Consider the following 21,696-nt stretch of genomic DNA (forward strand, 5'->3'; position numbering starts at 1 on the left):
GACAATCGTTCAAATTATCTTATAAAAGATAGCAGTTATCCTGCTGTTTTGTAAGCTTTTATAGATTTGATAATAAAAAAGATTTTTTATAGAGTTGACGTGTCCTAAATACCTGCTATACTTCGCCTCCATTGAATGGAGAGATGGCCGAGAGGTCGAAGGCGCTCCCCTGCTAAGGGAGTATGGGAGAAATCCCATCGAGGGTTCGAATCCCTCTCTCTCCGCCAATAGAACACGCGCCCGTAGCTCAGTTGGATAGAGTATCTGGCTACGAACCAGGGGGTCGGAGGTTCGAATCCTTCCGGGCGCGCCATCTTTAGAATCAAAAGAATCCAAATCACTCCGAAATACAGGCCAAAGCACGGAAGTCCTTGGCCCGGAAGTGTTCGAATCGAAAGAGGTTCGACAAAATGCGAAGCGAAGAGCGCAAAGCGCGGCGAAGCATTTTGGACGCACTTCAGTGCGCCCGAAGGCTATTACTCACTCCAAAACAAAACATTCCATATGGTACCGAACATTGTACCCAGCGCGGCACCAGCAGCTGTACCGAGCTCTGGAAAAACCAATGAGCCCAAGGCTGTTCCTATAGTAGCCCCGGCAGCCGAGATCCCTGCTATGATTACAGCAATAATGCCAACACCCACTCCTGTTTTTTGAGCTGTAATCTTTGATTTTTTATTCGGCGCTTTCATAATTCCCCCATATGAAATAATACACAGACAGTATAATATTTATTCTTTTTTGTTATGTTAATTGTCTTACGTAATTTTACCCACTATACCTCTAGGCCGGGCTCTATTATTTATAGATTAGGATATGAAATATAAGAAGTTATGAAGTATTAGGTAAACAAATTTATGACATTTATTTTGATAAAAACTCTCCTCACACATAATATTTCCTTAAGCTTGATGATTTATTATTAATCAGAACTCTTCTTAATCATTTCTTATAGGTAAAGGTATGTTATCTGTCGATAACAGCGGTCGTGGCAATTGTATGTATTACGCGTATAGCATTTCATTAATGTATTTTTTGCGCGCCCAAAAAAGTAAAGAAATAGTTGAAGATATTCTGACTAAACTAAAACTTAATGAAAGTCAGAAAGCTGAACTAAACAAATTATTATCTAAAGATCCCCGCCAACAGTTCACAAAAACAGAAATTGAAACAATTATTGAGCCTATTCTTGGAAGAGCAACAAGAGATTTGGCAGCAGAACATACAAAAGTTGAATTTAAGGCAGATCCCCCTGCCACTTCATTATTTACAGCCACCAAATATGGTCTGGAATATTACATTAAGCAATCATTGAAAGCTATTAAATCAGATTTTTCTGACCTTATCACTCATGAATTCAATAATAGAAATTTTACTGAGGCTGAGATATATCGAGTTCCTGATATGAAAGTGGCATTGGAAAAATTTGCTGCAACAATAATGCCTGATGTTGTAAAGAAACTTGAACAACAATGGGGACTAAAGGAAGAAGAGCTTAAAGAGCAAACTAAACCTCCTGCTAAGCTCACTGAATCTGATATCAAATTTCATCAGGCCCATATTCTAGACAATATTCTCAGAGAAAAGACTATTGCTTTTTTTCTAGAAGATGATGATCGCTATCTTAATAAGTATAAAGAGCACTTAAAAGAAGAGTTTGTTTGGGGTACAGAAGAAACATTGATGGTTTTGCACCGTGCCATTCAAGGAGAATGCATGGAGCGCAATAAGGGTGGAAGTATTGATACCTTCTATGACACAATTATTGTGTTACATCTCCATAGAAATAACGCCAGTCCTTTTTTCCAAGAGGGCGAGCCTGAAATAATTATTAATCATTATGGGAATCATTGGACTTCCAAGATTCCGGAAACAATATTTCAGCCTGAAACCAAAGCTAAAAAAAGTAATCAGGTCCAGCAAGAATGTATGATTAATCTAATTATTCATAATGATGCTCTTGTTCCTGCTTTTTCAGCCGACTCAAAAATTCAAGATTATTTTCGTTTGAAAGGCATTCCCTTTTCAACTAAAGATAAACAAACTATTGTGTCTAGATATGATTTAGTTTCTTTTTTTAATTTTATAAAAATTCAGGCTAATGACAGCCCCTTTTGTTTTAAATTATCTAGTGAGACAAAAGCACAATTACCTTTCTTAAGGTCTTTTCTACATTGGGAAGAACAGTTCGCACTTGAACAAGCTTTTTCACTGGATCTCACCTCCCTCCAAGAAGCAGATAAAATGCAATCTGATCTCGGAACTGAAGCTACAGATAAAAAAGCATCTGATGTAGGAGCTGAAACAACGGCTACCAAACAATCTGATGTAGGAGTCGAAACAACCACTACCAAGCAATCCAAAGTAGAAGCTGAAACAACCACTACCAAACAATCCAAAGTAGAAGCTGAAACAACCACTACCAAACAATCCAAAGTAGAAGCTGAAACAACCACTACCAAGCAATCCAAAGTAGAAGCTGAAACAACCACTACCAAACAATCCAAAGTAGAAGCTGAAACAACTACTACCAAACAATCCAAAGTAGAAGCTGAAACAACGACTGCCAAGGAATCTGGTCTAGGTAGGAAAACAGCAGATAAAAAGCCATCTGACTTTAGTGACAAAGTGGCACATATAGCAAAACATGACCTAGAAGATTATACAGCGCATAGACAACAATCAGATTTCTCAGAGAGTAAATTTGAGACAGCATCTAATAAGCAACCCCATTTAGAAAAAGCACTTGAAGAACAGAGTAAAAAACAACATCAATTATTTATTGAATCAACGAAATCCAGAATTGATAATGCATTAGCAACACTTACAAGTAAAATTGGTAAAATTGACCAGCATTATTCCTTGGATGCGACTATAAAAGCACGAGCGCTGTTATTAAAATTACAGGCAGCCAAAATCAAGTATTATGAAGCTTTAAGAAAATCAACACCTGGTATTGACGTAGCAAATGCAGGGAAAGAATTTAGAAGAGCTTGTGAAAAAGCAATCACCGAAGCAAAATCGGAGCTTGAAAAGGATCTGGATTGGGGGCCTTATCTACAAAATCTATTAAAAGCGTTAGTTAATGCAGTGACTCGTAGCTCCTTCTTTACCCTTAAAAAGTCAGTTTCCAATGAGAACATTGAGCAAGCAGAGCAGACTTTAGTATTGACCGAATTCACCCCTTAGGTAAGATTTTATAAGTGTTTATCTAGCGAATTTAAGTTAGACTCATCCACACCACCTGTTTCGGGATTATCTACGGGTTCATCTAAATCGCTTGTCCCAGGCTCATTTGAGTCGTTCTCTTCAACATTCTTTTTAATATCATTTTTAAGCTTGTTCATATTGTCTTTAATAGAGTTATTAAAGAAGGAAAAATGAGTTTCCTGCCTTGTAACTGCAGTAATAATTGCTTGGGCAATTTTATCTAGAATTTTTCTCCATCCTTTGGGCTCCAAAACAAGGTAGGCTGCAGAAAAGACTTTCTTCAAATTTTCTTGAAAAATCTTTCCATTGTTGTCAGCCAAATATTGAAAAGTACTTTGTTTAATACCGTCTATTAAATTCTTTACAGAGTCACTACAATCATACTCATCCTCGTTATTAAACTCCCTCTCCTTTTTCTCTAGAAAAGCAATCTTATTATTAACAATTGTTGTGAGATTAAAAATCTTCTCATTTTGCATTAATATCCTGGCAAGCGCTTCAAATCGAGCATGAATCGGTGCCCAGCTTTCTTTTGCAGGCAGATGTAGTTTGTCAATTTCCATTATTTTGACCAAATAAGATTGGCCTATTTCCTTTTCAAAAGCTTTCTTCATACAGGCTAACATCTCATCTGTACTAAATTTTTCTAGAGCTATTTCCACTGGAATTCTTTGTATATGCGCTGTATCTTTGGCCCAAATTAAAGATAAAGCAGTAGTAATTTTAAAAGCAATCAAATAAAATTCCTCAATTTCTTTTATGTCCTCAATATTAAGATTTACAAGTCGTATAAAGAGCTCATTTTTAGAATTTTGAAGAATATCCTCTACATTTTCGACGCATATTTTGGCCCGAATATCATCTTTTAATTTTTCATATTCTTCATAGGTATGGAATTCAGAAATAGGCATTTTGCCTTCCAAATAAAACAATATTCTTTTAATTTTATTTTATTATTATTAAATAAATATTAAGGTCATTTCGCAAAATCATTGATCACGATAATCCCTTTTAATTTTTTGATACAAAATCTCTTCCTCATCTAACTTTGATGACTTTTAGATTCTGCGTATAGAGGGCAGAACATAGATATTGGGATATGGTATTAAGAAAGGAAATCGTTTATTGTCAGTAATAACCAATATAATCTTTTAAAATCATGACTGAGACAAAAAAAGGAATGTTAATTTTTCTAGTTCTAGGATTGTTATTAGGTAGCGTGACTGATATTTTACATTACTTTAATAATACAAATAGTTTCTTTTATAGCACAATCCTGCTTTTCTGTTTATTTTATGGTTTAAGTTACAATGAAAAAAATAATTTTCGGTTAATACTAACTAGCCTTGGTTTAGCAATATTACTGGCATCGCCGTTTATACCGCTCCATCTTTCCTTAAAACCTACCCTATCAGAACTAGCCAATAATCTCGAACAAATCATCTCTTTTCTGATTTTATTTCCTTTGGTGGCTTATGTAGGTCATTCTTTTCATTATGCTTATCATCATGATAATAGCTGGCGTATGAGGTATCCAACCCTCTTTTCTGCAGTATGGGATAGTTTTATTCTACTGATTGCGGCAAGTATCTTTTCTGGCATTGCAAAATTGTTGCTTATTTTAGCCGCGGGTATGTTTAAAACAGTAGGTAATGATCTTTTATGGAATTTATATTATAACAATTTTAATGTGTATGTTCTCATTAATACAGTACTCTTTTTCATAGGTTTAGGGATTGCTCATCAACACAAAAAAACCATTCATAGTTTACGCTTTTTACTCTTGCGAATGATGCATTTTTTGCTACCGCTCCTAGCTGTAATTTCAATTATCTATTTTCTTTTATATCTAAATGCAATAGCACAGCCTGTACAAAACACCCTGATAGCACCCGAATATCTATTAGCCAGCCTGGTAATAATAGGAATTATCTTTTTTAATGCACATTTTCAAACAGGGAATGAGCAAATTCACCCTTCGCTTTGGTTATCTCTATTACTCAAAGTTTATCGCGTAGTTTTGTTCTGTCTTTGCGCAATTCTTAGCTATCGTCTTATCCAATTTTATAGTCTCCCTATCAATTTTGGCTTATGTCTGCTCGTTGCTTTGCTCTATTGTGCCTCTTACGCCAATGCTGCATTTATGCCAGCAGATATTCAACGACGTTGGATAACCTCTGGCAATAAAATTATTGCATTATTTTTCTTACTTGCAATGCTATTATTAAACAACCCCTTTTATCCTATTCATACCAAAATAGGTTTTGCAAAAACCACACACCAACAGACTCTTTTTCAGTCAGGACCAATTATACCTCCTGTAGCACCTGCAATGGCCTCAGCGGGATTAACGATTGATCAAGTAATTACAGACATTGATAAACAACTAGCAAAATTAAATTTATTCTGGACAAAAGAACAAGGGCAAAAAAATTTTGTTGCCGGCTATCGTAATGACAAGACCCTCTATATTTGTCGCGCACAATATAATAACGGCTATCAAATTGGCTTATTTTTTGATAATCAATGTGTTATTACTTATGCAGGACAATCATTTTCAAGCGACAATTATCAGATTCTTGCAACCCATGATAAAACACCCGCATTTTGGACAGCTTATCCCAGTAAATTTCCCATGCTTGGTCTTGGAGCTGAGCCGACACAAGAAGGAATTCGAATTTTATATGCTTGTCAGATTAAACTAAATGAACGATTTTATGTGGGTAAAGTGGTAGCTGGTTTTTGTAATGTTGCACTAAATAACAGAGAATTTGTTTCTCCAATTCAAACCGTGTTAGCAAGTCCCTCTAATACTCAATAAAGTGATCTGCCTCTGGTTTCTTATCAAGCAATATGAGTTTAGCCCCTCATTACACAAAACAATGGGGGGCTTTAAGTAAAACAATATGATAAACAAAACTATTAATGAGTTGTACTAGAGTCTGTGTCGCTACTAGTGTTGGTATCCATACCAGTGCTAGTGCCACTATCTGTACCAGTGCTAGTGCCGCTATCAGTGCTTGTGCTAGTACCACTATCTGTGCTTGTGCTAGTACCACTATCTGTGCTTGTGCTAGTACCACTATCTGTGCTTGTGCTAGTACCACTATCTGTGCTTGTGCTAGTACCACTATCTGTGCTTGTGCTAGTACCACTATCTGTGCTTGTGCTAGTGCCAGAGCTAGCATAGCCTACAGTGCTCAAAGTTGTTGCTACGAATAGAATAGCAATTAATTTTTTCATTATTATCTTCCTTGTTGATTGTACGATTCAATTTAGAGTAAACACATTTTAAATTTGCTCATAAAATGCCTCATTTGCCCTTGTCGTGCTTTATACTCAGCAGCTATACAATCTTCATATAAAGACGTGGAAAACGGCGCATAGACAATTTAATTTCACACATTAGATGCATTTACCTTGCGCTTCAAAGTATAGCTAATATTTTAAATAATAAAGCAATATTATTTATGGGTACCAGTATTTTTCCATTCAGACCAAGATTTTTTATGCGTTGCAATAAAGTTTGCTCACAATAATAAAATTGCAGTAAAAATTTTAAGCGCACCACATAGAAAGGTGCCAGATCTGGATCGTTTCTAACGATGGTCACCAAATTATAAAAAGGTGGGACTGCAGCATGACGAGCCAAATCTCTCTTCAAAACTTATCTCGTCGGCATAAATTCTTGCACTAAACAGGGGGTATATCGGAGTACCATCACAATTGAAAGTAGTCTCTACAACAGCCAAGGTTTGAGTCAAACTCAATAATAACCTTAAAAAAAGCAGTTACAGCTGTCCCTAGCTCATGGGAGCTCTTTTCAAAATGCGTGCCTAATCTAGAAAGATAATGAAGTCGCTATCAAGAGATTTGAAACAGGAAATAACCGGGAAAGTACGCATTAGTCCACAACTATTCTATAGTTAAAACAAAGAAGTTATTCAAAACAAGCATCTAAAACTATTAAAGAATCACAGGCCCGAAATATATGACAAAATTGTTTCGCAAAAAAAGCCTTCAACGTCTAAACAGTCCTGAAAAATTAGACACTCTCTTTCGGATTGTTCCTCCTTTAAACTGGATTATCTTATTAATATTGATACTACTTCTGACCATGATTGTTATCTGGTCTATTTGGGGGAGTATAGATACAAAAATATCCGGCAATGGTATTTTGATTAGTGGAGGGCAGAAAATATATGATGCTATAGCTGAAGATTCAGGTCGTCTACTAACGATTGAAGTGGAAGTAGGTGAGCAAGTGAAAAAAGGGCAGAAATTAGCCACCATTAAACTTCCACTTCTCCTTATTGAATTGGAAAATAAACAGCAGAGTTTAGCGACATTACAACAACAATTGGATAACTTACAGAGCTTTATCCAAAAGGATTTTAAACTCGAGCAACAAAATAATTTAACACTCCGTAAAAACTGGGCAAAAGATTTAGAAAATGCCAATCTTCATTTGCAATATTTAAAAAAGGCTTTAGATGAGCGTGAAAAACTTGTAGACAAAGTAATATCTCGTCAAGCCTTAGCGGAACTTAAAAGTAATTACTTTAAAGAAATACAACTCCGTGATGAAATTAGCAAAAAAATCGCAGACAACATTATTGAATTTAAGCGTCGTTCGGAAGCCAACCAACAGCGATTAGTCGAACTTAAAAATCGAATTTTACACGCTCAACATGAGGTCACCTTTCTTCAAAAAAAAATTAAAGTCCATAGTATCATTGTAAGCCCCATTGATGGTGAAGTTATTAACATCATTGGCAAACCCGGAGAAATTATTCGCTCAGGATTTAAAGTTATGGATATTGAACCCTTAGCTGAAACAGTAGATGCTGTTATTTATGTCCCTGCAGGAATGGGAAAAGTGATTTTAAAAGGAATGCCAGCTCAAGTCATACCGAGTACTATTAAAAAACAAGAGTATGGCAGTATCGTTGGGGTTGTTGATGATGTGGCAGGTTTCCCTAGCAGTGAAACGAGTATGATGGCCGTACTGTCAAATGAAAAATTAGTACAAGATTTTACCAAAGACGGTCCTCAGCTTTATGTGCGCATCAGTTTAATCAAAGCCAATACACCCAGTCATTATAAGTGGACCACCTCCAAAGGACCTAATATGCTTGTAACTAATGGTACGTTGTGTAAAGCGGAGATCATAACAAAAACACAACCTCCCATTACGTTACTCATCCCTGTGCTTAAACAATTTTTAGGGATAGACTAAGAGATGCTATGATAACTACTCGATTGTTTAATCAGATAAAAAAAACTCCAACTATTTTACAAATAGAAGCTGTGGAGTGTGGTTCCGTTGCACTTGCAATTGTTCTTGCCTATTATGGCAGATGGATTCCCCTGGATATTTTACGTACCGACTGTGGTGTTTCCAGAGATGGAAGCCGAGCTGATAATATATTTCGAGCCGCAGAGAAACATGGTTTGGAAGCGAGTGCCTATAGTGTTGAACCCGATGAGGTCCATGAGTTTCATTTACCTGCAATTATTCACTGGGAATTTAATCATTTTGTGGTGCTGGAAGGCGTCAGCAGACGGCATGTCTACATCAATGATCCAGCTTATGGAAAACGTATTCTGAGTTGGGATGAATTTGATGAAGCATTCACAGGTATCTTGCTTGAATTAATCCCAGGCCCTGATTTTGTTAAAGCGGGTCATAAACCTAAGATTCTTCCTAGCTTACTTAGTCGATTAAGTCATTCTAAATTTGCCGTTTTTTTTATTGTTCTTGCAACTTTAGCTTTAGCAATTCCTGGAATTGCTGTTGCAGGACTGAATAAGATTTTCATTGACGAAGTACTAATTCAACAAATTACCAGTTGGCAAAGACCTATTTTAGCAGGTTTAATTATTGCTGCTCTTTTTAATGCTTTATTAACCTGGTATCAACGAATCATATTGGGGCGTTTAGAAACCAAAATAGCATTAGTGAGTGGCTCCTCTTTTTTCTGGCATTTATTACGCTTACCCATGTCTTTTTTTAGCCAGCGTTATCTGGGTGATATTCTTAATCGTCTACAATCAAGTGATTCTGTTGCCAGTTTAGTATCGCAACAATTCGGTACGAATATGGTTAATTTGTTATTGGCCTTCATTTATTTAGTCATTTTGTTCTTACTGAGTATTCCTTTAACCTTATTAGTTCTTGCATCCACAACGCTTAATGTTTTAATTTTATTTTTTATTGCCCAACGCAGAACTAGCGAGAGCCAGCGAACTACGAAGGCCTTAAATAATTTAACAAGCGCTGCTGTAAGTGGCCTACAAATGATAGAAACTTACAAAGCATCTGGGGCTGAAGGGGATTTTTTTCGAAACTTTACTGGCAAACATGCCAACTATTTAATTGCAGAACAGCAATTAGGATGGACAAGAGATTGCTCTTCCGTCGTGCCTACAGCATTAGAATTAATAACAAATACTGCAATCTTAGGCTTTGGTGCCTGGTTGACTATTCAAGGTGAAATGACCATCGGTACGGTCATTGGTTTTCAACTCTTGTATCGAAGCTTCATTTATCCAATCAAAATGCTAGTAATGCTTTCAGGGAAAATTCAGGAAATTTCTGCTGATTTGTTTACAATAGAAGATATTACTTCTCATAAACTGGCGCATCGTTATCTTGAGCCTGCCACTAAAACTCCTATCGCAAATCATAAATTAACAGGACATGTAGTCTTTGAAAATGTTACGTTTGGGTATAACCCCCTTGCAGAACCATTGCTCAGTAATTTTTCTTTAGAAATTAAACCCGGTAAGCGCGTCGCCTTGGTTGGTAGTTCAGGCAGTGGGAAATCAACCATAGGTAAACTTTTGCTAAGTTATTATCAACCCTGGTCAGGTAATATTTTAATTGATGATATGTTGCTGCAGGACATTCCTAACGAAGTCAAAGTTCTTTCCATCGCTAGTGTGGATCAGGACATTAATTTGTTTCATGCTACATTAAAAGATAATTTAACCCTATGGGATCAAACAGTTAAGGACGAGGAGATACTTAATGCCTGTAAGGCTGTACTTATGCATGATGTGATAGCTGGAAGTCGTGAATATGGTTATGAAAGTATGATGGATGAAGGAGGCTCTAACTTTAGTGGGGGACAACGCCAGCGATTGGAAATAGCACGCGCCCTACTCCAAAAGCCCAGCATTCTTATATTAGATGAGGCAACTTCATCCCTCGATGCTCAAATGGAGCAAATCATTGATAGTCATTTACGCCAGCTAGGGTGTACTCTCCTTATTATTTCCCACCGCTTAAGTACCATTCGAGATGCCGATGAAATTATTATGCTTGATCAAGGCAGAGTTGTTGAGCGAGGAACCCATCAAGAATTGTTAGCGCTTCAAGGCGCTTATTGTCATTTATTAGCCAGTGAGGCTTAGCAATGAGTGATAGTTTAAAAAAACATAACAACTTCCCTTCAGAATTTGATTTATTGCAAAGTCATAATCATTATGAAATCGTCACAGGCGTCGTAGATGTGTTTCTGGTCCCTTTTGATAAAAATAAACAGGGTAAGCGTTATTTTTTGGGAAGATGGCAAACAGGAGAACTATTAATTGGTTTGAAAGAGAAGCATAACCAACAAAATTGGCAATTAATTGCCTCCTGCTCAACTAACGCAACGCTTAATCGCCTGGATTGGCATGATTTAGCAAGTTCGTCTCGGTTAGAGTCTTTATTAAATTGGCAACAGCATTTCATTGCTTATCTACAAAAACATAAAAAAGACTATCCTAATGAATCTCTATTAAATAGAGAAATTTCTCTAGAAGAATTGCCTGAGGCAATTTCAAATTTTTATAACGCGATTAAGCAGCAATTATTTAGCACCATCGAATCAATTCGCTATTTGGAGAGACACGATGCGAATGAAAGAAGAAAGATGGAAAACAATTTTCTTAAACGTGCTTATATACAAATGTTTTCGATTCTTCATTCCTATAACCCGATTGGTAAAATTGGCCAGAATGATACCTTAACTTTTTGCATACAATATATTGCTCAGTTTTATCAGGAACCAATAGCCGAACATATTAAAATAGAAGCTATGGACGATATTGTGCAAAAGACTGGAATGCAGGTGCGTCAAGTGCAACTTAACGGAAAATGGTGGCATGCCGTAACTCACCCTGTACTTCTACAAAAAATGGAGGGGGAAGGATTTTGTTTGGCGCTCCCCAGAATCAGTCGCGGACTAACGTTAATTGATCCGATCCAAGGAATACAGAAAAAACTCACATCCAAAGATGCGAAGGATTTCTTATCTACAGCTTGGCAGGTTTATTCTCCCCTCCCTCAGAAAAAACTAAAAATTAGAGATTTAATTCCCGTTGCTTTTCGTGGCTGTCAGCGTGATTTAGCACGTTTGTTAGTTGTCGGTTCCATTGCCGCCATGCTTACTCTTGTTACTCCATGGTTTACAGGTGTTTTATTTGAGCAAGTAGTCCCTGCTGGTAACATTACTCAATTGCAGCAAATAGTATATGCCTTATTAGTAGCGGCCTTTTCAGCAGGTTTTTTTGAACTTGTCCGGGCGATTACGGTGCTTCGAATAGGTAGCAAATTAAATCTTAATCTTGAAATTTCTATTTGGGATCGCCTAATTCGTCTTCCTGTTACATTTTTCCGCCAATTTACGACCGGAGATTTAACCAAAAGAGCTATGGCTGTTAGTAATGTACGCCGAATTATGGCTGGTGTAATTATTAGCTCCTTATTAAGTGGCATCTTTTCGTTATTCAGTTTAGGTTTATTATTCTATTATGATGTTAAATTAGCATTCACTGCTGCTATTGCTACTTTAATAATTTGTGCTTATACCTTTCTAATTAGCATAAGACAACTTTCCTATTATAAAGCCATGACGACGGTTAGTGGGGAGCTCTCTGGCATGACCGTGCAATTACTGAGTGGCATAAGTAAAATTCAAACCACGGGTCGCGAAAAAACCGCTTTTTCTCTATGGTCAATAAAAAATAGTCAAATAAAAAATGAGCTTTACAAGGCAAATTGGTATAACGCTCTTTTGTCTAGCTTAAATGCATTATGCCTTCCTTTGCTGTATGTCATCATTTTTATCCAGTTTTTAAATCGGGATGATCCTCTCAGTTTAGGAATATTCTTAGCATTTACTGCTGCATTGGGACAATTTACTGCAGGCATGCTTGGAATGACAGATGCCGTTAGCGCCATCATCAATAGTATTCCGTTAATCAAACGCCTTTCTCCTATTCTTGAAAATACACCTGAAGTTCACGCCGGTAAACATGATCCTGGTATATTAAATGGCAAAATTGAAGTAGATCGCCTTCGGTTTTCTTATTCATCTAAAGAAGAATTGATCATTAATGATGTTTCTTTTGTTATTAATCCAGGACAGTATGTGGCAATTACAGGACCTTCCGGTTCGGGGAAATCAACTCTATTACGTCTATTACTGGGTTTTGAAAAGCCTATACAAGGTAATATCTTTTTTGACGACCATGATATTAAGCAATTAAACGTCCAAAGAGTTCGTGAACAATGCGGTGTTGTATTACAAAATAGCTTATTAATTTCAAGCACTTTATTTGAAAATATTGTTGGCTCTGCTCCATTAACCCAGGATGATGCATGGGAAGCAGCAGAGATGGCAGGCCTTGCGGATGATATTCGAAAAATGCCCATGGGCATGCACACGATTATTTCAGAGCGCGGCGGCACCCTATCCGGAGGTCAGCGCCAACGCGTACTCATTGCAAGAGCCCTAGCTAAAAAACCACGACTTTTATTCTTTGATGAAGCAACCAGCGCTCTTGATAATCTTACTCAAGCGATTGTGATTAAAAGCCTGGAAAAACTAAACACCACACGCATTGTTATTGCTCATCGTCTAACAACAATTGAAAAAGCTGACTTAATTCTGGTTATGGATCAGGGAAAAATTATTCAGTCTGGAACTTATGCACAATTAATGCAACAAGAAGGATTATTTCAAGCAATGTCTAAACGCCAGCTTTTAAATAAATCTTGAACCTTTATATCCATACTATTAGTTGTAGAACCGCGAATTTTTTTCGTATGATAGAACGTAATCCATAACATGGATTAACACAGGAAGTATCTTTTTAATATAAGGATTTTATTATGGATTATAAGTTAAGCGACAAAACAGCGCTTGTTACAGGATCTACTGCAGGAATTGGGTTTGCGATTGCACAACTACTTGCTGAAGAAGGAGCAACCGTTGCAATTAATGGACGCAGCGAAAAACGAGTAACTGAGGCAATGAACAAAATAAAATCCGTCTGCCCCTCAGCAAAACTTATTCCTGCACCAGCAGATCTTAGTGATCAAAAAGGTTGCGATGCCATTTTTCAATATGTTCCAACAACCGATATTCTTGTAAATAATTTTGGTATTTATGAAGTAAAATTCTTTAATGATATTTCTGATAACGATTGGTTACGGTTTTTTGAAGCCAATGTCATGAGTGGCATACGTCTTAGTCGCCATTATCTTCCGCACATGTTAGAAAACGATTGGGGAAGAATTGTTTTTATCTCTAGTGAATCAGGATTACAAATTCCTATAGAAATGATTCATTATGGAATGACGAAAACAGCTCAAATCGCAGTTGCCAGAGGGCTTGCTGAAACCACAGTAGGAACAAATGTAACGGTTAACTCCGTGCTGCCTGGGCCAACAAGCAGCGAAGGTGTAAATGATTTCATTAAAAATCTAGCCAAAGAACAAAATAAAAAACCTGAAGAGATAGAGAAAGAACTTTTTACCTCAGTACGTCCTACCTCATTGCTCAAGCGCTTTGCAACACCGAATGAAGTCGCTGTAATGGTTGCTTATATATGCAGTCCTCTATCCTCTGCAACCAATGGTGCTGCATTACGAGTTGATGGCGGGGTTGTACGAGCGATTGCTTGACTCAATTCCTTACTGAATAAAATACCGCCCGGATTTCCCTTATTTAAAAGGAAATCCATTTTACGGGAGATATAAATCATGTTCACAGGCTAGCTTTCATTATTGATTGCGGCTGTTTTTAGTGGAGCTGCAATCTATATTAATTGCGTTGAACAGCCCGCTCGTCTGCGTCTTGAAAATGCTGCATTGTTAAAACAGTGGAAAGTAGCCTACAAAAAAGGGGCTGTAATGCAAGTTTCTCTTGCTTTATTAGCTAGCATCTGCGGGATTATCAGCTTTTTGAAAGACTTTAACTGGTGGTGCCTAATGGGGTCCTTTTTTATTCTCGCCAACTGGCCTTATACATTAATGGCGATCTTACCTGTTAATCAAAAAATTATGGCCACCTCTGAAAATGAAGCAAATGAACAAACACGAAATTTAATTACACGATGGGGCTTTTTGCATGCAATTCGTAGTTTACTAGGTATCATGGCCACTCTCTGTTTCCTGATAGCCTCCTTTTTTAGTAGCCAACATTTCTTAATCACACATGCTAGATAATGAACCAATCTTACTACATCAAGGCGCACTCTTTGGTTGACAGCAAAATTTGTTGCCCAAGTGTGGTGAGAATGCCCAGATTATGAGCGGTATCAAAAGCAGCCTTATATTTTTTTGTTAAATTGGCAATAGATTGATTAAGAATTTGTCTATTATCAAATAACTTTAATTGCTGTATTTGTTTAAAAATTCTCAATACCCTACTTAAGACAAAGGCAGCATGATAAACACCCAACATAGGACGCAAATCAGTTCTAATAGGAGAAATGAATCGTTCATCAACCTCATTTAAAACTAAAGGATCATAGGCAATTACTGCATTTAGATATAAATGAGACGTTTCATGAACTAAATGCTCGACTAAAAAAAGACGGTGGAATGGCAATAAATTATCCGGTAAGGATAAATAGATTGCTCCAAAGAATTTAGGAGAAGTAGCCCCTACATTTAGATTACTTTTTACCAAATTAATTGTGGAGACAAAGGAATTTATTTCATTAATAAAATGATTATCGGCCTCAGTGATTAACTTTAAAGCATCAGAAACTGCAATTTCAAATTTCTCTAATTCTTTTTCAGGCGGGGAAAACGCCTTTAAGTGATCCGAACCAAATGCAATACTGACTTCTTCAACAAAAACCTTTTTTTCCCATTCTTTCTTAAGCCCTAAAGCGATTAACCTTTCATGGATCAACCAGCAGTTAGTATCAGCTAAGTCTTGAATTGTTTGCTCGACGCTAAAGATGTCATCCTTTTTCATTGATTCTAGAAGCTTAAAATATTGACTATAAAGCCAAGGAGAAATAAAACTTGCAGAATATAATTCCAGCTGACCCAATTCAGAAACAATCCAATTGAAATCCTTGTGTAATACCTGCTGGGCATATTTTATCAGCTGAATAAAACTGTGAATAAATCTTTGTTTGTATGCTTTATACAACGTCTCTGCTATATGTGCTTTTGGTACAGCAGAGACTTGATCTAAGGGTACAGGAGAATTTTTCATTTTGAATCCTATAAAGAAGGTATCGTTATAGAATTATCTTCGTTATTTCTTTCTTCTTGTTCTTCCTGTTCGTTCAAAAGGACAATCACACTTCTCATGGTAGGGAGTGTATCTTGTAAAAGACCTTCAGGTATATTCTTGAAAAACTTGCTTTGATTAGGGCTATTTTTTTTACTGATTGTCACAACCTTCTCCTTGGCTTCCCGTAAAAACGTTAGCAGCTTACTATTAAAATTTGAATTTTAAAAGCAATAAAATTTCTTGCGATTGAATTATATGATAATAATCCTACTAACGATTATGAATAACAAACAGCATTGGAGCTCTTAACGAGGATTTTATTTCCCTGAGCAGTTACATTGAAGATTTCGGTGGTTCTGTTGTCCCCTCAGAGTTTTTTTCTTTATTAAGTTTTTCTTTCATACTATCGACCATTTTTTTGGTAGATGAAGATAAATTAAAAAAGGTACTTAATTTGCTTGGTGATCGTTTTGCATAGAGGACTTCCTCCTTCCCTTTTTCATGTTCGCTGATGCATTGCAGCAGATCACTTGCACTTAAATTATTTTTACCGGCGATACTGTTATACATAGTTTTCAATGCGGCAAATTTATCTCGTGTTGCCTGCTCTCTAGTGTCTTTATGGGGAATTTCTTCTAATCGTTTATAAAGTTTCTCAAGAACAGCACGTTGCGTTTTTCCCAAGTCTTTATAAGCTGTAGGGGGCGGAGGAAAAATATAAAAGCTGTCTGCATCCAACTTCTTATCAATGAATTGCGTTTTATAAGCAGGAGCGACAAAAAAGTGTTTCGAAACATTGGCCTTAAAACCTAAAACGATATCAAGAATATTTAAAGCTGTGGTGCGGCAAGAATTATTAATAATCTGTATTTTTTGCGTATTTGTAGCTGCTTTATTAAATTGTTCTTCTTTCCCTTCTTTAGGTACAAATGTATTTGTGCCGAGTTCTTCATGAATTAATTCAATCTCACCACCCTCTGTTGGTTCGTGAGGTACATAACAAGATATAGCTGCATTCTTAGCACGTTCAACAACGTAGTAATTCGTATTAAGCTCATTTAGAATTGTTGGATTTTTCTTCTGTTCTTGCTCCATAGTCCATATAAGTGCCAAAAATTCTTTATATTGCTCGTAATTAATAGCATAGGCCTGATAATTTATTTCTCCATCGTCTTGTTCAATGCCTTCATCAGCTAGTCGACCTAATGTTCCCGTAGTTATATATTTCACTCCTAATTTCAGAGGACTTCTCACATCAGAGTCAATATCATTAGTTTTGCCTACACGAGCCAAAATTAGTGGCTTGTTATCCTGTACCACACCTAACATAACAAAGCTATGAATTCCCTCTTTGGCTATTGCAAGGAAAAATTCATCATCTCTTTTAACTTTTATCGTTTCGGCCATATTAACTTCTCTTTGACTTACTTATGATCTATTATGATAATTATAGAGCTTTTTGTAAATAATTTAACGAGATTTAAAATGGGCAAAAAAATTCTCTTTGCTTTTGGCGGAACAGGAGACAAAGCAGAGAGATTAAGCGAAAGCTATCAAAAAAAGTTAGATTTTAATGATGATGTCGTGAGAGTCTATTTCAGCGGCTGCCAAGACTATGCGATTGGTGGTAAAACACCTGGAATAGGTTATATTAGCCCTAATCTTGATGTTGTTAGCAGCAAACTACGTGAATGTTTTAATGACACAGGCGAGCTATCTTTAGCTAAATTAAAGCAAAAATTTGGCAGCGCCATCATTATTAAAGGCGCTAATGATGACGACGATTCAATTCAGATTGATGATATCACCTTAACTGGTTTTAGTCGCGGAGGAGTGACAACATTTGCCGTTGCTCGTCATTTAGACGATCTTGACATACCTATATCTCTTTATGCCAGTGATCCAGTACCAGGTAATAGTAAACAAAATGCCCAAAAACAATCTTCTGAGTTTTATAAAAATCATGATTTAAGTGGCTGCAAAAACTTGCAGCATGCAACGGTAGTTTTAGGTGCTTACAAAAAAAATGTAAGCCCACTGCATAATAAATTTTTTAGGCAAATGGCCCCGCTATTTCAAGCTAATTGTGATCATGCAATCTACACCGTTCCTAAAACTCATCACCTTAGATGGAATCCTATGGCAGAGAATGAAGAACAACAGTTTCTCTATAATAGAGGAATAGCCAAAAATGAACGATATTATTCAGAAGATACAGCACCTTTATTCTTTGTTCCTAAAATTTTACAACAAAAAACTCATATAGGAGTCGAAGGGCGAACGGGGTTATCAGCTCGCTTTAAAGAAAAACTGATTGATACAGTTGCTTTTTTCTATCCGCTTGTAAGTCGTTCTGATCCTGTCAAAATAGGACAAGCACTTTACGCACTACAACTTGCCTCTGATTTCGCAGATAGAAAAACGTTAAATATTGCGGTACGAAAAAGTACTATTGAAGCCAAAGTATTGCGAGAGTTTATTGTTGAATTTGAAAACATTAACTCTTATGTCTTTCGCAAAGAAAAAAATGAGCCCGATGCTCTCAAAGACTTCAGAAGGGATGTCTATCAATTACTAGTAGATTATTCAATAACGGATGCTTCACTTCATGAGAAACAGGCACTACAAGAAGATATTTTAGCCAGAGTAAAGGCTTTAAAAGGAAGAATATCAAGCAACAATTATAATGAGCTTAATAAGCTCGTTAAAGAATTTCTTAAAGAGAATGTTCTATTTCATCCTGATTTAACACAATACATTGACGAAACAGAAACTTATAACTCCAAACCAGCTTCCTCTTATCAAGCCACGCCACTTGTTAGTATTAGGAATATTACCGATCCTGCAGAGCTTGCTCATAGGCTATACCACATGTCAGACAGGGCACGGGCTGCATCTTATGAGAGTTTTGCTGCTAATTTACCCCACATAGTAAAAAGTACGGAGGAATTGGCAAATATTATTCGATTCTTACCTCCAGATAAAATGGAGAAAGCATTAAAAATTCCGGAAATGAAACAGTTAATTACCAATATGGATAATGTTAATTTAATTATGGAAAAATTATTTACTTCAGATCAGAAAAAACAACTTTTTTCCTCCATTAAAAATAATATTGGCAAGATGGACTTAAATTTTGAACAACTAGGCCGATTAATACCACATATCCCACATGCTCAAGCTAAAGAGCTGTTGGAATCTGTCTCATTCAATGCGGTCACTAACAAATCTAGCAGAGATGTCATAGAGTTTTTGGATAAGTTAACCTCACAACAAATCAAACAATTATTACCTGTAATTGAGAAGAAACTACAAGAATATGCGAAAGACGCTAAAGTAGAGGATGTCATTGGTCTTTATAAATTCTGCCAGGAAAAATTTGAGAGTGTAAATGCTGCAATACTTGAGAAGATCTTTCCCAACGCTAATCAAGCTCAACACATACAAAATAAATTTAAATCTGCATTAAATGAGACCTGCGAACGCAATCAAGAGGAACCCGATAAGCAGATTATCCATAGCAATTAGTATTTTAATTATTGAAAAATGTTGTATTAACCCCGCCACAAACAATAACAATAATTGATCGGTAATCACGAAGAATTGCATGATTATTATAAACCAAAGAAAGAGAGGCACCCGCTGATAGTTCAACTAGAATACGCTTATCTTTGGCAAAGGCTCTGCATCCTGATTCAGCTTCTCCGTCAGTAACTACAATATTCTTTATGTCATGATTAGATGACCATTGAAATAATTCTGCAGCGATTTGCTTTGCTCCGAGACTTGTTGCTTTCGAGGTAATTTTTTTTAAAGTCACTTGTTTACCAGCTTTTACTGACTGATAAAATGCATCAGCCCCTTGGGTTTCGACAGCGATTAAAGGAATATTAGACCAATTGTTTTGGTGCATTCCTTCAAGAATCCCACAAGCAAGGCCACCTCCACCTACTGCGACTACAATTGCATCGGGCTGTACACCCGTAGCAATTATTTCATCAACTATCGTTGCATGCCCCGACCAAATAAGAGGATGATCAAATGGCGGTATATAAGCGGCGTTTTGTTCGCTTGCAAAGTTAAGTGCAGCCTGATGTGCTTCATCCCAAACCTTGCCGGCAACAACAACTTTTGCGCCATAAGATTTAATTTCATTAATATAAATCTTATGACTTGTCTCGGGGATAAAAACCGTCGTAGGAGTGTGCAGCTTCATTCCTGCATAAGCTACGGCTATACCTGCATTTCCTCCTGAAGATGCAACAAATTGATTGAAATTTTGCTTTTTGTACTCCTGACATAATTTGCCAATTCCGCGAATTTTAAATGAGCCTGTTGGCTGTAGCGCTTCAAGCTTAAAAAAAATATCTTTACTCAAAGTATTCTTAAGGTATTGAGAATAGATTAACGGCGTTTCCTGGTACATATTGATAAACCATCATGGCATAGGTAGCAAACAGCTATTATAACATACTATTATATGACAAGCTATTAAATTGCAAGAAATGAATTAGAACAATAATTTTATACTACTGCCTTATTAAATTTATCTTGTCAAAGTGTTATAGCATGCCTAAAACCTTTCCGGTAAGATGGAGTGCTTTTTAAAATATTGTTTCAGGAGAATATTAATGAAACGGATGTTGATTTTGCCCCTTTATTTTTTCATCTCAACTGCCTCTGCTGCAGTATTTTCACCAACTGAAGTTCTAACTTTAAAACAGCATTTTTTGGCTAACATTACTGATACAGGCGCTGTTATCGCTTCGCCCTCCAGATATTATCCAGATTATTATTATGATTGGGTCCGTGATGCTGCCATTACTATGGGTTTGATTGAAACATGGTATGAAAATGGTGAGCAGCCCGAGTATAAAACGAAACTATATAATTACGTGCACTGGGTAGAACAAGCTCAACATCAAATTGACACGCTTCCTGGTCAGGATATTCTGGGAGAACCTAAGTTTTATCTGGATGGTTATGCTTTTGATGGTGTTTGGGGGCGTCCTCAAAATGATGGTCCTGCTCTACGAGCACTTACATTAATACGTTTTGCCAATAAACTTTTACAGAATAAAGAAAACAATTATGTGCATTCGCATCTTTATGGAGGCGGGTTGGATCCAAAATCCATGGGTGCCATTAAAATGGATTTGGAATATACCGCCCATCATTGGCAAGATAAAAACTATGATCTTTGGGAAGAGGTCTACGGCGATCATTTCTTCACAGCTATGGTGCAAAGAAAAGCACTCATTGAAGGAGCTAAATTGGCGCGAGAATTAAATGATTTACCGGCAGCAACTTTTTATGAGGCTCAGGCCAGCCTAATAGAGCAGCGCTTAAAGCAACATATTGATAATGACAATGCAATAATTCAGGCAAGTCTGGCTCCTCATCCAGGTCCCCAAAAAACAAAAGAATTAGATTCTGCTGTCATACTTGGTGTTTTATTAGGCTATACCGATAATACTCCTTTTGCCCCTGATAATTACTACGTGAAAAAAACAGTAACTGCTCTAAAGGAGCAATATAGATCGCTTTATCCAATCAATGACAACCATCATGATGCCTTATTGTTTGGCCGCTATCCTGGTGACACTTATGATGGATATCGCAATGATGGCTTGGGTAACCCCTGGTTTATTTTAACCGCAACAATGGCCGAATATTATTATTCACTTGCAGCCATGCTTCCGGTTGAGAAGCAGCATCAAGCTGAGATTCGGACTTATATCAAGCAGGGAGATAATTTCTTAAAATTAATTAAGCATTATGCTCCTAATGATCTCAATATGAGTGAACAAATAAATCTGAATACAGGTATTCAGCAAGGTGCAGTTTCTTTAACGTGGAGTTATGTTGCTGTTCTTAGAGCTATTGATTTGAGGGAAAAATTAATTGCCCGTCAAGCAACGCTAAAAGCATAATTAAACATCTTGGGGCTGTTCTA

17 protein-coding genes and 2 tRNA genes are annotated in these 21,696 nt (G+C 36.7%); 11 read left to right on the top strand and 8 right to left on the bottom strand.

The annotated features are described in order from the left end of the window. The first annotated feature begins 137 nt into the window (after positions 1-137). Both PXX05_RS06450 and PXX05_RS06455 read left to right on the top strand, forming a co-directional pair. Positions 138-227, top strand: a tRNA-Ser gene (locus tag PXX05_RS06450). A 9-nt stretch (positions 228-236) separates the two neighbouring features. Further along, a tRNA-Arg gene (locus PXX05_RS06455) sits at positions 237-313 on the top strand. Positions 314-476: 163 nt separating this feature from the next. Here PXX05_RS06455 and PXX05_RS06460 read toward each other — a convergent pair. After that, positions 477-692 (bottom strand): hypothetical protein, encoded by a 216-nt coding sequence (locus PXX05_RS06460; RefSeq protein WP_275090239.1) that lies wholly within the window; start codon positions 690-692, stop codon positions 477-479. A gap of 271 nt (positions 693-963) precedes the next feature. Here PXX05_RS06460 and PXX05_RS06465 point away from each other — a divergent pair, with 271 nt between their 5' ends. Beyond that, positions 964-3,189, top strand: coding sequence for a superantigen-like protein SSL4 (locus tag PXX05_RS06465; RefSeq protein ID WP_275090240.1), 2,226 nt, complete (start codon positions 964-966; stop codon positions 3,187-3,189). Between the two features lie 8 nt (positions 3,190-3,197). Here the strand turns inward: PXX05_RS06465 and PXX05_RS06470 are convergent, their stop codons facing one another. Beyond that, positions 3,198-4,121: a hypothetical protein gene (locus tag PXX05_RS06470; protein WP_275090241.1), complete on the bottom strand. Its 924-nt coding sequence runs from the start codon at positions 4,119-4,121 to the stop codon at positions 3,198-3,200. 248 nt (positions 4,122-4,369) lie between these two features. Between PXX05_RS06470 and PXX05_RS06475 the strand changes: the two genes are divergently transcribed. After that, complete coding sequence (locus PXX05_RS06475; RefSeq protein WP_275090242.1) at positions 4,370-6,031, top strand: DM9 repeat-containing protein; 1,662 nt, start codon at positions 4,370-4,372, stop codon at positions 6,029-6,031. 49 nt (positions 6,032-6,080) lie between these two features. Here PXX05_RS06475 and PXX05_RS06480 read toward each other — a convergent pair whose 3' ends face one another. Next, positions 6,081-6,398 (bottom strand): hypothetical protein, encoded by a 318-nt coding sequence (locus tag PXX05_RS06480; RefSeq protein ID WP_275090243.1) that lies wholly within the window; start codon positions 6,396-6,398, stop codon positions 6,081-6,083. Positions 6,399-6,637: 239 nt separating this feature from the next. Beyond that, positions 6,638-6,874, bottom strand: coding sequence for a hypothetical protein (locus PXX05_RS06485; RefSeq protein WP_275090244.1), 237 nt, complete (start codon positions 6,872-6,874; stop codon positions 6,638-6,640). Between the two features lie 327 nt (positions 6,875-7,201). Here PXX05_RS06485 and PXX05_RS06490 point away from each other — a divergent pair, with 327 nt between their 5' ends. The 5 genes from PXX05_RS06490 to PXX05_RS06510 all read left to right on the top strand — a co-directional run bounded on the left by PXX05_RS06490 (position 7,202) and on the right by PXX05_RS06510 (position 14,713). Further along, a complete protein-coding gene (locus PXX05_RS06490) occupies positions 7,202-8,449 on the top strand; it encodes an NHLP bacteriocin system secretion protein (protein ID WP_275090245.1) in 1,248 nt (415 codons plus the stop codon). A gap of 8 nt (positions 8,450-8,457) precedes the next feature. Then, positions 8,458-10,629, top strand: a complete 2,172-nt coding sequence (locus PXX05_RS06495) for an NHLP family bacteriocin export ABC transporter peptidase/permease/ATPase subunit (RefSeq protein ID WP_275090246.1) — start codon at positions 8,458-8,460, stop codon at positions 10,627-10,629. A 2-nt stretch (positions 10,630-10,631) separates the two neighbouring features. Beyond that, entirely contained in the window at positions 10,632-13,262 is a 2,631-nt protein-coding gene (locus PXX05_RS06500) for an NHLP bacteriocin export ABC transporter permease/ATPase subunit (RefSeq protein WP_275090247.1), read from the top strand. A gap of 113 nt (positions 13,263-13,375) precedes the next feature. Continuing rightward, entirely contained in the window at positions 13,376-14,170 is a 795-nt protein-coding gene (locus tag PXX05_RS06505; protein WP_275090248.1) for an SDR family NAD(P)-dependent oxidoreductase, read from the top strand. Between the two features lie 102 nt (positions 14,171-14,272). Continuing rightward, complete coding sequence (locus tag PXX05_RS06510) at positions 14,273-14,713, top strand: anthrone oxygenase family protein (RefSeq protein ID WP_275090249.1); 441 nt, start codon at positions 14,273-14,275, stop codon at positions 14,711-14,713. A 13-nt stretch (positions 14,714-14,726) separates the two neighbouring features. On the opposite strand, the gene PXX05_RS06515 is transcribed toward PXX05_RS06510, so the two are convergent. The 3 genes from PXX05_RS06515 to PXX05_RS06525 all read right to left on the bottom strand — a co-directional run bounded on the left by PXX05_RS06515 (position 14,727) and on the right by PXX05_RS06525 (position 17,147). Beyond that, the gene (locus PXX05_RS06515; protein ID WP_275090250.1) at positions 14,727-15,719 is read right to left on the bottom strand and encodes an aKG-HExxH-type peptide beta-hydroxylase; all 993 of its coding nucleotides are present in this window, start codon (positions 15,717-15,719) and stop codon (positions 14,727-14,729) included. Between the two features lie 8 nt (positions 15,720-15,727). Then, on the bottom strand, positions 15,728-15,904 hold the full coding sequence (locus PXX05_RS06520; protein ID WP_275090251.1) for a hypothetical protein: 177 nt from the start codon (positions 15,902-15,904) through the stop codon (positions 15,728-15,730). Positions 15,905-16,073: 169 nt separating this feature from the next. Beyond that, a complete protein-coding gene (locus tag PXX05_RS06525) occupies positions 16,074-17,147 on the bottom strand; it encodes a hypothetical protein (protein WP_275090252.1) in 1,074 nt (357 codons plus the stop codon). A 78-nt stretch (positions 17,148-17,225) separates the two neighbouring features. Here PXX05_RS06525 and PXX05_RS06530 point away from each other — a divergent pair, with 78 nt between their 5' ends. Continuing rightward, positions 17,226-19,268 (top strand): hypothetical protein, encoded by a 2,043-nt coding sequence (locus tag PXX05_RS06530; RefSeq protein WP_275090253.1) that lies wholly within the window; start codon positions 17,226-17,228, stop codon positions 19,266-19,268. A 4-nt stretch (positions 19,269-19,272) separates the two neighbouring features. Here the strand turns inward: PXX05_RS06530 and PXX05_RS06535 are convergent, their stop codons facing one another. Beyond that, positions 19,273-20,166 (bottom strand): pyridoxal-phosphate dependent enzyme, encoded by an 894-nt coding sequence (locus PXX05_RS06535; RefSeq protein WP_275090254.1) that lies wholly within the window; start codon positions 20,164-20,166, stop codon positions 19,273-19,275. A 205-nt stretch (positions 20,167-20,371) separates the two neighbouring features. Here PXX05_RS06535 and PXX05_RS06540 point away from each other — a divergent pair, with 205 nt between their 5' ends. Next, a complete protein-coding gene (locus tag PXX05_RS06540; protein WP_275090255.1) occupies positions 20,372-21,673 on the top strand; it encodes a glycoside hydrolase family 15 protein in 1,302 nt (433 codons plus the stop codon). Positions 21,674-21,696 lie beyond the last annotated feature (23 nt).

The organism is Legionella cardiaca, from assembly GCF_029026145.1.
Classification (GTDB): domain Bacteria; phylum Pseudomonadota; class Gammaproteobacteria; order Legionellales; family Legionellaceae; genus Tatlockia; species Tatlockia cardiaca.